The following is a 12,015-nucleotide window of genomic DNA, read 5'->3' as shown; positions in this document are numbered from 1 at the left end:
TCATAGTTCCCGATAATGACTTTTAAGTTGAAACGATCATAGATTCCAGATATTCCACGATTCAAACGCCTGTAGCAAGAGCATTTCAAGACCATTCTTCACCTCAGCTCCGTTTGCACGTGATTTCTTCATAAAGGTGGTCACATCAGGATTATAGATCAAATCATAACAGAGATGTTCGGATGTCAATAAATCATACGGGATATCAGGACAGCGATCGACATTGGGATACATCCCTAAAGGAGTGCAATTGACAATTACCTTATGGCTCTCCATCACCTCCGGAGTCAAATCGGAGTATGCAAGTTCGCCGGCCTCAGGATTGCGTGACACGAATACCGGTTCGACACCAAGATTGACCAATGCACGATAGACCGCCTTTGAAGCGCCGCCGGTGCCGAGAATAAGAGCACGGTTTCGTTTATTATTAATCAACGGAGCTATCGAATTCTGAAATCCCATTGCATCGCTGTTGTAACCTTTCAACCGTATATCGCCATTCTTGCCGCGAATAATCTTGATGACATTGACCGCTCCGATAAGCGCGGCCTCAGAATCCATTTCATCCATGTAGGGAATCACCTGTTCCTTGTAAGGAATGGTCACATTCAGTCCTGCAAGATTATGATTTTCGGAAACGACCTCCATGAGATCTCCGATATCAGGGATTTCAAAATTAACGTATTCAGCATCAATATTCTCAGATTCGAACATATTGTTAAAATAGCTCATCGAGAATGAATGGGTGAGCGGAAACCCAATCAGACCGTAAACTTTGCTGCGAGGTGATGTCATGTCAATTTTTTATTTAGGGTTGGAGATTTATGATATCAATTATAATAACCGACGTGGTGAGATTGCAGTTCTATTTATGCGAATATAAATAATTCGGGCGGATGTTCAGCCTCTCTATTCTTCGCTGGCAATCGTTTTTTTTTCAACAGATTGAAACGCTGAATGAGGAATCAGCAGAAATGTCAGACGCGCTCCCCGCAGAAGATAGACCGTAAAACGTGAAGTATATTTTACGCCAATCACCTCTGACCAGTCAATCTTTTCCGGGTCAGGTATGGGAAGCGCAGGCATCTGTGGCTCAGCCTCATCATCCTTTGCGATGGGCAGAAGCATGCGCTTCGAACGATTATCCTCCCGTTTCTCATCAGGCAGATAGGTCAACCCTATGGAACGTCCCTCGTCAATCTCCACAGTCTTTCTGATGACAGCACGCCGTGCTTCGGGAGTAAGCATATAATAGGTATAAAGAAACGACATCAGCATCGGCACTACAATGAACAGAAGCATAAGAGCGACCAGCATAAGACGCCCGTCGAAAACAGCCCCTAATACACCGCAGACCAATATCGGCGTGATGACAAGCCAGCCATAGCGCGGAAGCCATAGCGAGAGAAGCACAGATAGATAGTCACCGGATGTGGTGACAAAAGGATTTGTCTTTTTCAATCGATGGTGAAACTGTTGAGGTCAGTCAATGAAACGGCGCGTCAAGTCGCCATAGTTATCTATACGACGGTCACGGAGGAAAGGCCACCAGCGACGCACCTGTTCAGAGCGCTTCATGTCGACATCCACTATGGTCACGGCCTCCTCGTCGTCAGGTGCAAGATAAATCATCTCGCCCTGAGGTCCGGCGACGAAACTTGAACCCCAGAATGTGATTCCGTTGGTAGCGCCTGAGGGATCCGGCTCATGACCGACACGGTTGACAGTCACGACAGGGAGGCCGTTGGCAACGGCATGTCCGCGCTGAACAGTGATCCACGCCTCACGCTGACGGGTCTTCTCGTCGGGAGTATCACTGCTCTCCCAACCTATGGCCGTCGGATAAATGAGCATCTGCGCTCCGTTCATCGCCATAAGACGTGCGGCTTCAGGATACCATTGATCCCAGCACACGAGGACACCAAGCCGTCCAAGCGAAGTGTCAATCGGTTTAAATCCAAGGTCGCCGGGTGTAAAATAGAATTTCTCATAATATGCAGGGTCATCGGGAATGTGCATTTTACGATACTTTCCCGCAATCGATCCGTCAGTGTCAAAGACAAGGGATGTGTTGTGGTAAAGTCCGGCCGCCCGGCGCTCAAACAAAGATGTCACAAGCACCACACCGCCCTGACGTGCGATTTCTGAATAAAAATCTACGGTCAGAGAGTCGAGCGGCACCGCAAGGTCGAAATTATCGACATTCTCGACCTGACAGAAATAGAGCGAATCGTGAAGCTCCTGAAGTACCACAAGCTCTGCGCCACGACGCGCAAGTTCAAGTACCTTTTCTCCAAGACGACGACGGTTATCGTCGATATCCGGAGTGTTATGCTGCTGTATTAATCCTATTTTCATTTTCAATCAAGAGTAGTTGTGTCTGTCCATTCATTATTTTCAATTCCGGCCACCGTACCCGCAGGAAACTGCATCGTCACACAATGGAGCGAGCCATGCTGCCTGATAAGTGGAACGCAGTCAATCGGAACAACCTCATGGTCGGGAAAAGCCACTTTCACTACCTGCGACGCAAGGAAGTCTTTCTGAGCCTGTCCATAAACAGGCAAAAGAATGCGTGTCGGCGTTATAAGAAAATTAGCATATGTAGCAGGGAGTATCTCGCCGTCCATCTCGATCGTGTCAGGCAAAGGAAGCTCTATGAGATTATATGGCATCCCGCCAGGAGTACGCAAAGTTGTCAGTTCCTCCTGCATTTTCACCAGCTCATCATGATTTGGATTGTCAGGCTCACCCGCACCGCAATAAAGAATGGTGTCGGATGGTGCAAGACGAGCAAGGGTGTCAATATGACTGTCGGTATCGTCGCCAAGCAACGCCCCGTGATGCAGGAAGAGCTGATGGGTAAAACCGAATGCGCGTGAAAGATAGTCGGAAATTTCCTCTCGTCCCCATTCGCCGTTTCGGTTGGGAGACAAAAGGCATTCGGCAGTGGTCAGCAAAGTCCCGTCGCCGTCCGACTCGACAGAGCCGCCTTCGAGCACAAAATTAAGACGATTCTCGACATCACAGGCAAACATTCCAAGCCCGTCAAGTTTAGAAGTTATCAGATTGTCGCGGTCGGCTGCAAATTTCAATCCCCAGCCGTTGAATTTAAAATCAAGCAGACACAGAGAGCCGTCAACCTCGACAGTCAGCGCTCCAAAATCGCGCGCCCACGTATCGTTGGTTTCCATATCGACAAATCTGACACGTCTGGAGTCAAAACCTTGCTCCCGGATAGAGGGCAGACAGAGGTCGGCCGGACCGACAAGAATCACACATTCCTCCTGCGATATGACACGGACTATCTCACCGATACATCGGCGTGCATCGTCAAGGATATAGTTCCAGTCAGTATCCTCGTGCGGCCATGCGAGAAGCACACAGTCATGGCGTTCCCATTCGGCCGGAAAACGTCGGAGAGAGGAAACCGGAGTGTTGTCATTCATCTTCGTAGTCATCTTTTAGATTATCCCAGATCTGATCCTGAGATTCAAAGTATTCCTCGCAATAATCAAGAAATCCCTTTTTCTCCGAACTGCCGACTTCATCACACCATTCGCGATAAGCCGCCCTCAGGTCAGGGTCTTCATGAATAAGTTTTTTAAATTCCGCCTCAGCAATATCGGCACTCCCGCAATGCTGGAGAAGCCTGTCGAAAAGGTCGGTAATTTCGTCCATCATAAATTAGGTTTAGGGTATGAGAATGTTAGTATCTGCATGTAGGAATCAGACAAGTCTTATTTTTTCGCTTTGTTAAGACTCGTATAAACAAATTAACAAATCATTAGTTTTATGGTTCAAAAATATATCATCGTGACGAATTAAACAAATTTAAAATGTTTAAAAACCAAAATATTCAACCATTTCAACACCTAAAATGTTCTATTAGTATCAATTATTTAAAATAACGCATTGTTTATGAAAAAGTTATTAGGATTATTACTGCTTGTCGCAGCAGTCCTTACAGGATGTAGCCCGTTTAATCTTGTGACAAGCACCACTTACAACGATGCTAATCTGAGGGACTACCAGACATTCAGAATCGTGACTCCGAACGAAGGCAAGATTCCGCCGGGGATGACAATGGTGACATATTATAATATTGCCGCAGCCATACGCGAGCAGATGGCAGAGCGTGGATATACGGAAGATCCTTCATCACCTTTGCTCATCAACATCGGACTGACCGTCCGACACGAAATAGCGACAGAGCCGGCTATTCTGCCGGGAGCTTATCCATACGCATGGGGGCCTTTCTATGGAGGATACGCACCGTGGTTCATGTATCCGAGAGGATATTACTGGCCCGGATACTATTCCAATGCACAGGTCATCACCGGAATCTATCGTGAAGGCGTACTGACAATGGATATGGTCAATATCGACACAAAGACTCCATTGTTCTCAGCGTCAGTGGGCACTATCCTTGACAACGGTGATTCACAGTTCAGAAATCTCCAAGGAATAGCAGAAGCTGTGCAGACCCTGTTCTCAAAATTCCCTGTACCGCTACTGCCTCAATATAAAAAATAATCCACCGTTAATACATAGAAGTCAAAACCGACCATAGACTGCTTGACTACGCATCTATGGCCGGTTTGATATTCTTTTAGCACTGTTCTCATCAACGGCGCTGCAATGTGAGGAATGTATAACGGATTCCACTCCGTGGATCTGTTTCGTTAAAAACAGGCGACGACGGAAGCGTCCAGTCCTGCGCGGAAAGTTCCGGGAAATAAGTATCGGCATCTGCCGGAGTGGCATCTATTAATGTAAGCTCGATTTTACCGGCCAGCGGAATAGCCTGACGGTAGATTTCTCCGCCTCCGATTATAAAGCATTCCTCCGAGGGGTCACACAAAGCGATAGCATCTTCAAGCGAGGCCGCTGTCTCCACGCCGGAGGCAGTGTAGGCCGGATTGCGTGTCACGACAATATTGCGTCTTCCGGGGAGCGCGCCCTTAGGGAATGACTCGAATGTCTTTCGCCCCATGATTATGGGATGCCCCATTGTCAATGCCTTGAAACGTTTCAAATCGTCACTGATATGAAACAACAGATCTCCGCCTCGTCCTATGGCAAAATTTCTCGTACATGCCACAATGATTGTCGGCTTCAGCGATGAAACATGCTCGGGGCGAGTGACTCGGTCTGATAATGAATTTGCGTCGGTCATACTGCAACGGTTGCTTTTATATGTGGCTGGGCTTCATAGTCACGAAGCTCGAAATCCTCGTATTTGAAATCAAAAATGTCTTTTATCTCAGGATTTATGTACATGACGGGAAGTTTTCCGGGAGTACGGGCAAGCTGCGTAGCCACCTGTTCGAAATGATTGTGGTAGATATGAGTATCTCCGAGCGTATGTATAAACTCTCCGGGCTTTAAGCCGGTCACCTGCGCAACCATCATCAGAAGCAGAGCGTAGGAGGCAATGTTGAAGGGCACTCCGAGGAAACAGTCGGCGCTACGCTGATAAAGCATCAATGACAGACGTCCATCGGCCACATAGAACTGGAACAACAGATGACACGGAGGGAGCGCCATGTCGGGAAGAGCTGCGACATTCCATGCACTTACAATGATTCGACGCGATTCCGGATTTTCCTTGATAGTCCTGATCACTTCTGAAATCTGGTCGATATGTCCACCGTTGTAATCAGGCCACGAACGCCATTGCGAACCATAGACAGGTCCGAGTTCGCCGTCAGGACCGGCCCATTCGTTCCATATTCTGACACCGTTGTCCTGAAGATATCTGACATTCGTGTCACCTTTCAGAAACCAAAGAAGCTCATAGATGATTGATTTCAGATGCAGTTTCTTAGTGGTCAGCAAGGGGAACCCTTCGCTAAGGTCAAAACGCATCTGGTGGCCGAATATACTGCGCGTACCCGTGCCGGTACGGTCGCCACGGTCAACGCCCTCTTTCATGATCTTGTCGAGCAGTTCAAGATATTGTTTCATATCCGAAAGATGATTTGATAGTATTTTTAATGTAAGGATATTTATTCAAAAAGCATTCCATTCAAGCAAGCCCTCCGACCTTTATAGCCTTTGGCTGCGAGGGGCATACATACTGACACGCTCCGCATCCGATACACTTGTTAGCATCAACCACAGGATAAGGGCCTTGACCTGAATCACAGCTTATCATCACAATCGCACCCGATGGGCAACGGCGCGAACAAGCTCCGCATTTAACGCCCTTTGTATGAGATATGCACAACGAACTGTCAGCGTATGCAAGTCCTGTACGCGAACGGTGCTTCTCTGCTACGGTAAGCGGATGCAACGCTCCTGTCGGACACAAATTCGAGCAAAGAGTACAGTTATATTCACACCATGATTCGTCGTAGTCCATCACAGGATGAAGCGCTCTGAGAAGGCCATATTCCGACACGGCCACTTTCAGCACTTTCTGCGGGCAACGGGAAATGCACAGTCCGCATGAAGTACACCTGTCAAGAAACTCCCGGCGAGACCTTAGCCCCGGAGGCGTGACAGGAAGAAGATTCCGATGCTGACGGGAAATCTGTATACCGTCAATTTTTGCTGCCACACCCGAAGCCTTAACCACAGCGGGGGTCGCAGCAGCAAGCAGTCCAAGCGACAGGAAACGACGGCGATCAATCGGATGGCGCTTCGTATCCGAAACTCCTACATGGCTGTCTGTAATTCCGGCCGCAGAGCCGGCCACTGAGTCCTTGACTCGCTGCATCAATGGAATCGAGAGCTGATGACGGTTATAAGTATAGGATATTGCATCGTTCGGACAATCCGAAAGGCAGTCGAAACAGACCACGCAACGCGACATGTCAACGACATGACTCGTAAGATCAATGCACGAAGCCTTACACAGATGCTCGCACTTGCGACACTGTATACATTTGTCAGTATTGATGTCAATACGGAATATCGAGTAGTGCGATATAAAGCTGAGAGTCGTACCTACAGGACAAACGGTGTTACAGAATGTACGCCCGTTTTTAAATGCAATCGCGCCGATTATAGCCATTGACGACACTGCCACCACAAATCCCGCAACCGAAGCTAAGGCAATCCTTATCTGGGGAGCGGAATCGACAGTAATCCACAGGTTTAGGACAAATGCCCATGCAGGCTTCAGAACATAGAGCGAAAAACGCCCATAGATACTGTAGGGATCAAGCAGGGAGGACACAGCCGAAATACCAAGTATGATTGAAAGCACAACTATAAAAAGTGCTATACGCCGCAGTCGTGTCATCGGAGCACTATAATGATAAAACCATCCCGATTTACGCCGTCCGAGCCTCGGCAACCTCGCACATATATCCTGAAAAAAACCAAGCGGACAAAACGACGAGCAATAAATCCGGCCAAAAATCAGCGTGACAATCAGCCAGACAACAAAGGTGGTGATTGCGAATGACATGGCTGCCGGCAAGAACTGCACTTTTGCAAGCCAAGCAGCAAAAGCAGGCAGCTCCATGCCGAAATCGACAAACAATGCTGTAATCAGCGCAAAAATCACGACTGAAACCACAATTCGTGATACTCTTAAAACAGAAGCCATACCAATCACAATTGCTGACAACGTAAATCGCGCAAAACATCGGTAAGCGCGGTTATTTTAGACATCTGATCAGGAATATCTATCCCGACAGGACATGTGCCCAGACATTCCCCACATCCTATGCAGCGTTGCGTCTGAGCCTTATTCAGAATGCGATCTTCATATAACTCAAGGAATCGCTTGCCCTTAACAGCGAAATCCTCACCGTCAAGAGCGCCCGGCATGTAACCATCCTGAATAGCCCGGTCTGAGAAAATGAGATTTGAAGGTATATCTATACCATAAGGGCATGGCATGCAATTGTCGCAAGCCACACAATCGTTCGGTTTAAGCGGGACATAGGCTTGAGAAAGGCGCTCACCAACCTCATCGACATTACTCGAAATGCCGGGACGGCAAGATGAAAGCAACGACGGCACGACTACCGCACCGCCGACACGAAATAGCCATTGTCTGCGTGTCATGTTCTGCATACAGTTGCAAAATTAGACATTTTCCACGAAATAACATAACACAGACCGAATCAGACCTGTTAAAAATGCAGTTCACTTTTCAAGTCACCGCTATTAAAAAATCTTATCAAATACACTGAAAAGAGCGCCCCGGAGCGGAGCGCTCTTTAGAAATGAGAATCATCTTCCTACGTATTTATTCACGTGACTGACCCCAACACATCATTTATAATTTTATGGTGTCGGAATTCTGATTATAGGCTTTTGCAACACATTTCCATTCACCGTCAAGTTTCAGAAGAAGGAGGAAATCAGTAAAATCAATGCGTCCGCCCCACCCTTCTTCGAGCACACGCACTACTGCTACAGTCTCTTCCACAGCAAGCACATCTACGCGGGCTTTGAAGCCTTCGCCTGCACCAACCGTATCGACATTATGATAAAAACGCTCAATTGACCCGCGTTCCATCACTCCGTCGAGCATTCCGAACAATACGGCATCTTCTGTGAATAGTTCCTTTGCATGAAAACTGTTTCCTTCGGCCACACTTCTGACGAATTTCAGCGCAGCAGCTTCGACTGCGGCATACTCTTTTATTTTATCTCTCATATCGTAGTGAATTATAAGTTATTTTTCAACTGCAAAATTATAACTGTATGTCGATGAAATCAAGTACCGAAAAATTTTTCGTATATGGAAAAATTTTTCGGTATTCTGATTATCAGCCATATTGTTTATCTTTGCATCCAAAATTAGAATGATATGGCATACGAGAAGAAGATACCCGTCGACCTTGATTGTCCACTCAGGCTCACAATAAGCCTGATTGAATCAAAGTGGAAATCATGTATTCTTGATGAATTGCGTTCAGGAGAGCCCATGCGTCCAAACGAAATACACAAACGTCTCCCGGAAGCTGCGCCCCGAGTCCTTGACATACAACTTAAGGAAATGGTCGGAGACGGCCTCATCTCTAAAACCATTTATCCTGAACTCCCGCCTCGCTCCGAATACAAAATAACAGAGCTTGGAGAATCCTTACTGCCAATAATCGACATGATGCTTAAATGGGGACAAGAACACCATCAGCTTTTCAAAGATAAATACAGCGGTCAGAATAGCCGATAAATCAACGACCCGTCAAAAATATTTTTGACGGGTCGTTGATTTATCGGCAAGATATTTTGCAAAGGAATATTCTTAATTTTAAACGTCATTCCTACCATTGGCTGCCGGAAGAAACCGAGCGAGTATAAAATACCCTATTCCACCTGCCAGAAGTGAGCCGACAACAATTCCGAGCTTTGCATCATTGAGCAATGCAAGCCCAGACGCATCTCCTTCTCCAAAGGACAGATTGGCAATGAACAGCGAAACTGTAAAACCTATGCCTCCGAGCATAGCGACTCCCGCAATCATCTTCCAGTCTGAACCTTCAGGCATAGGTGCAAGCCTAAATCTGACCGTCAACCATGAAAAAAGCAGAATGCCTACAAATTTACCGACCACAAGGCCGATGATGATAGCGAGACTTATCCCGGACACGAGCGTCATAGGATTCATGTCGAGCAGATAGATGCCGGCATTGGCAAACGCAAACAACGGTATGATAAGATAGTTGACTACAGGATGCAGCGAATCTTCAAGATCCTGAAGAGGAGAAATGACCTTGTCTGAAGCACTTTCTATTTCCTTAAGCCAGTCCATCTCTTCATGGTTTAACAATTTTCCGTTTCCAAAGTCCTCATCGTCGGCCTCATCGAAATTGCGGATGGAGCGTCGTATTATCTTGACATATTTGCCCGGAGCATAGACAGGGACAGAAGGCACGCAGAATGCCACGAGGACACCAGAAATTGTCGGATGAATACCTGAATTGAGGACGAAAAACCATACTACACCTCCGACAAGCACATAGAAAATCTTGCTCTGAATCTTAAGCAATCCCCCTCCTACTATGAGGACGGCAAGTCCGACTGCAGCATATCCGATGAATGCGAGGTCTATATGTGTCGAGTAAAAAGCGGCAATAACAATAATACCGCCGATATCATCGACCACTGCGAGTGTGGTCAGGAATATCTTGAGTGAAAGCGGGACACGCGAGCCAAGTATGGCCAGCACTCCAAGCGAGAACGCGATGTCGGTTGCCATTGGAATTGCCGCACCGTCAATATAGTCCGTGCCTGCCGAAAGAATAAGAAAGGATCCTACAGGAAAAACCATACCTCCGATCGCCCCCATTATAGGCAAAAGAGCCTGCCGGAACGACGAAAGTTCGCCAACAAGCACCTCTCGCTTGATTTCAAGACCTATCGTAAAGAAAAACAGCGCCATAAGCGCGTCGTTGATAAACTGTAGGACAGTCATCGGATGTCCTCCGTGAGAAAAAATGTTGAAATCACCAACTTGCAGACGCATCTCCTGATTCCAGAAAGACGAATAAAGACCGTTGATACCATGAATATTAGCCACTATAAGCGCAAGCACAGTGGCCAGAATCAACACATTGCCGCCGGTGGCGTGATGACGGAGCGCCTGACGCGCCGAATAGAAAATATGATGGGCAAACCCGCCTGACTCGAAATCGACGGGATTCAAGTCCGGCTTGCCGTAAGATGAACCGTGAGCTGACATAATACTAACTTGATTTTATAGGCTGTAAATTAACGACGGATTGTCAAGAACGTTTTATGTTCTTAACAATCCGCCGGGGATTAAAGTTGCGTTTCGTCAGAATTTGGTTCTTTCCACCTGCGTTTGCTGCGACGGTGGTAGCGGATATGCCATGCAACCAAACGACCGCTGCGGTCAAGCACCATTATAATGAATATTATACCTGCAAACGTGATGGATAGCAGATAGAGATAATAGGTCGGTTCAGGATCAAGAACCGAAAGCAGTTCTCCGGCAGGAGTGCCGGTAACCGTCGGATAGGATATGGATGAAAGCGTCCGTTTCCACTCCACCACCCCATCTTTAAGGTAGACTATTGCCGCACGGCCACGGGCAAGCTCCTTGATCATCGTAGGCTCTGCGCTGTATATCGGATAGGAGGCCATCGAGACATCACGCCACCACTCGATGTCATCATCGTTACCGTTGACAATCGCCACCATCGAACCGCCACGGCCGGTTATAAACGTATTGAGTTCGTTGAGAAGATATGTATATGACAAATCGACTCCACGCATATCCGGGACTGTCACCAGAAACTGCTCCGAATCAGGCGAAATAATGTCAGCGGCGATATCCTCGCCATCCGCTATGACTGAAAATCCGTCGGAAAGCTCTTCAGATCCGCCACCGACCACTTTACGGTCAACGAAAGTCCATGTCGAGTCAGGAAGATTATCAATGCTGAAGCTCTGCTGTCTGCCATCCTTCTCATATATGAACTCATAGTCCACCTCAAAATCTGAATCATCCTCGCTGTCATTGTCGACAGGAATGAGCGAGACTTCCGGTCCAAAACGTCGGAAATCAATCAGAGGCTGCACATTGAAACCAATCATTGATATGATGACAATATAGAGCGTCACAAGTCCGCCGACAACCCACTGGACATAGGGGAAAAACAGTCCGTCGACACGGCTGTTGAACACCGCGAGATAGAGCAGAAACAGTGTTATGACGACATTTTTGAGAAACGTAGCCGTATTCGAGATAATCAGAAAGTCACCGAAACACCCACAGTCGGCAACCGGGTCGGCCACTACTATATAGAGTGTCAATGGCAACATGAATGCCATCATCAGCAGGAGAAGCCACACGGCCACACGGCGGTAACATCCCAACGCCAACAGACATCCCCACACAAATTCAAAGCTACCCAAGGCAAAGGCTGCAAGCACCACGAGCGCAGACGGAATATCCCATCCCCACACATCAAGATACTCACCTATTTTATAATAGCTGCCCCACGGGTCAATACCTTTGGCAAAACCCGAAACGATAAAGACCGCGCCGATGACGACACGGAACACCCAGACCAAAGCCGG

Annotated in this window: 14 protein-coding genes; 2 read left to right on the top strand and 12 right to left on the bottom strand. The window is 47.4% G+C overall.

Annotated elements, in window-relative coordinates; translation table 11 throughout:
- Window positions 1-36 precede the first annotated feature (36 nt).
- From E7747_RS11915 to E7747_RS11895, 5 genes are all read right to left on the bottom strand, one after another.
- Window positions 37-795 (bottom strand): shikimate dehydrogenase family protein, encoded by a 759-nt coding sequence (locus E7747_RS11915; protein WP_136416159.1) that lies wholly within the window; start codon window positions 793-795, stop codon window positions 37-39.
- 114 nt (window positions 796-909) lie between these two features.
- Window positions 910-1,461 (bottom strand): hypothetical protein, encoded by a 552-nt coding sequence (locus E7747_RS11910; RefSeq protein ID WP_136416157.1) that lies wholly within the window; start codon window positions 1,459-1,461, stop codon window positions 910-912.
- Between the two features lie 21 nt (window positions 1,462-1,482).
- Window positions 1,483-2,358 (bottom strand): carbon-nitrogen hydrolase, encoded by an 876-nt coding sequence (locus E7747_RS11905; protein WP_136416155.1) that lies wholly within the window; start codon window positions 2,356-2,358, stop codon window positions 1,483-1,485.
- Between the two features lie 2 nt (window positions 2,359-2,360).
- Window positions 2,361-3,449, bottom strand: a complete 1,089-nt coding sequence (locus E7747_RS11900) for an agmatine deiminase family protein (RefSeq protein ID WP_136416153.1) — start codon at window positions 3,447-3,449, stop codon at window positions 2,361-2,363.
- Window positions 3,442-3,684 carry a hypothetical protein gene (locus E7747_RS11895; RefSeq protein ID WP_136416151.1) on the bottom strand — a complete coding sequence of 81 codons (243 nt, stop codon included), beginning with the start codon at window positions 3,682-3,684 and terminating at the stop codon, window positions 3,442-3,444. The genes E7747_RS11900 and E7747_RS11895 overlap by 8 nt, the downstream gene beginning before the upstream one ends.
- A 237-nt stretch (window positions 3,685-3,921) precedes the next feature.
- Here E7747_RS11895 and E7747_RS11890 point away from each other — a divergent pair, with 237 nt between their 5' ends.
- Window positions 3,922-4,536 (top strand): DUF4136 domain-containing protein, encoded by a 615-nt coding sequence (locus E7747_RS11890; RefSeq protein ID WP_136416149.1) that lies wholly within the window; start codon window positions 3,922-3,924, stop codon window positions 4,534-4,536.
- Between the two features lie 91 nt (window positions 4,537-4,627).
- Here the strand turns inward: E7747_RS11890 and E7747_RS11885 are convergent, their stop codons facing one another.
- The 5 genes from E7747_RS11885 to E7747_RS11865 all read right to left on the bottom strand — a co-directional run bounded on the left by E7747_RS11885 (window position 4,628) and on the right by E7747_RS11865 (window position 8,623).
- A complete protein-coding gene (locus tag E7747_RS11885) occupies window positions 4,628-5,179 on the bottom strand; it encodes a dihydrofolate reductase (protein ID WP_136416147.1) in 552 nt (183 codons plus the stop codon).
- On the bottom strand, window positions 5,176-5,970 hold the full coding sequence (locus E7747_RS11880) for a thymidylate synthase (protein ID WP_123615288.1): 795 nt from the start codon (window positions 5,968-5,970) through the stop codon (window positions 5,176-5,178). The genes E7747_RS11885 and E7747_RS11880 overlap by 4 nt, the downstream gene beginning before the upstream one ends.
- 61 nt (window positions 5,971-6,031) lie before the next feature.
- Window positions 6,032-7,561: a 4Fe-4S binding protein gene (locus E7747_RS11875; RefSeq protein ID WP_136416145.1), complete on the bottom strand. Its 1,530-nt coding sequence runs from the start codon at window positions 7,559-7,561 to the stop codon at window positions 6,032-6,034.
- 5 nt (window positions 7,562-7,566) lie between these two features.
- Window positions 7,567-8,034 (bottom strand): 4Fe-4S dicluster domain-containing protein, encoded by a 468-nt coding sequence (locus E7747_RS11870; RefSeq protein WP_123615286.1) that lies wholly within the window; start codon window positions 8,032-8,034, stop codon window positions 7,567-7,569.
- Between the two features lie 205 nt (window positions 8,035-8,239).
- Window positions 8,240-8,623, bottom strand: coding sequence for a nuclear transport factor 2 family protein (locus E7747_RS11865; RefSeq protein ID WP_136416143.1), 384 nt, complete (start codon window positions 8,621-8,623; stop codon window positions 8,240-8,242).
- 153 nt (window positions 8,624-8,776) lie between these two features.
- On the opposite strand from E7747_RS11865, the gene E7747_RS11860 reads away from it, so the two are divergent.
- Entirely contained in the window at window positions 8,777-9,142 is a 366-nt protein-coding gene (locus E7747_RS11860) for a winged helix-turn-helix transcriptional regulator (protein WP_136416141.1), read from the top strand.
- A gap of 78 nt (window positions 9,143-9,220) precedes the next feature.
- Here the strand turns inward: E7747_RS11860 and nhaA are convergent, their stop codons facing one another.
- Window positions 9,221-10,651 (bottom strand): Na+/H+ antiporter NhaA, encoded by a 1,431-nt coding sequence (gene nhaA, locus E7747_RS11855; RefSeq protein ID WP_136416139.1) that lies wholly within the window; start codon window positions 10,649-10,651, stop codon window positions 9,221-9,223.
- 80 nt (window positions 10,652-10,731) lie between these two features.
- Window positions 10,732-12,000: a BT_3928 family protein gene (locus E7747_RS11850; RefSeq protein ID WP_228449317.1), complete on the bottom strand. Its 1,269-nt coding sequence runs from the start codon at window positions 11,998-12,000 to the stop codon at window positions 10,732-10,734.
- Window positions 12,001-12,015: the final 15 nt, after the last annotated feature.

The sequence above is a fragment of the Duncaniella dubosii genome, assembly GCF_004803915.1.
Taxonomy (GTDB): Bacteria; Bacteroidota; Bacteroidia; order Bacteroidales; family Muribaculaceae; genus Duncaniella; species Duncaniella dubosii.
This window is presented reverse-complemented; position numbering and strand designations above follow the sequence as displayed.

Coding starts and splice junctions, on each gene's coding strand:
- E7747_RS11880 (WP_123615288.1), bottom strand. CDS start 5,970: ATGAAACAATATCTTGAACTGCTCGACAAGATCATGAAAGAGGGCGTT.
- E7747_RS11900 (WP_136416153.1), bottom strand. CDS start 3,449: ATGAATGACAACACTCCGGTTTCCTCTCTCCGACGTTTTCCGGCCGAA.
- E7747_RS11865 (WP_136416143.1), bottom strand. CDS start 8,623: ATGAGAGATAAAATAAAAGAGTATGCCGCAGTCGAAGCTGCTGCGCTG.
- nhaA (WP_136416139.1), bottom strand. CDS start 10,651: ATGTCAGCTCACGGTTCATCTTACGGCAAGCCGGACTTGAATCCCGTC.
- E7747_RS11885 (WP_136416147.1), bottom strand. CDS start 5,179: ATGACCGACGCAAATTCATTATCAGACCGAGTCACTCGCCCCGAGCAT.
- E7747_RS11895 (WP_136416151.1), bottom strand. CDS start 3,684: ATGATGGACGAAATTACCGACCTTTTCGACAGGCTTCTCCAGCATTGC.
- E7747_RS11915 (WP_136416159.1), bottom strand. CDS start 795: ATGACATCACCTCGCAGCAAAGTTTACGGTCTGATTGGGTTTCCGCTC.
- E7747_RS11860 (WP_136416141.1), top strand. CDS start 8,777: ATGGCATACGAGAAGAAGATACCCGTCGACCTTGATTGTCCACTCAGG.
- E7747_RS11875 (WP_136416145.1), bottom strand. CDS start 7,561: ATGGCTTCTGTTTTAAGAGTATCACGAATTGTGGTTTCAGTCGTGATT.
- E7747_RS11870 (WP_123615286.1), bottom strand. CDS start 8,034: ATGCAGAACATGACACGCAGACAATGGCTATTTCGTGTCGGCGGTGCG.
- E7747_RS11890 (WP_136416149.1), top strand. CDS start 3,922: ATGAAAAAGTTATTAGGATTATTACTGCTTGTCGCAGCAGTCCTTACA.
- E7747_RS11905 (WP_136416155.1), bottom strand. CDS start 2,358: ATGAAAATAGGATTAATACAGCAGCATAACACTCCGGATATCGACGAT.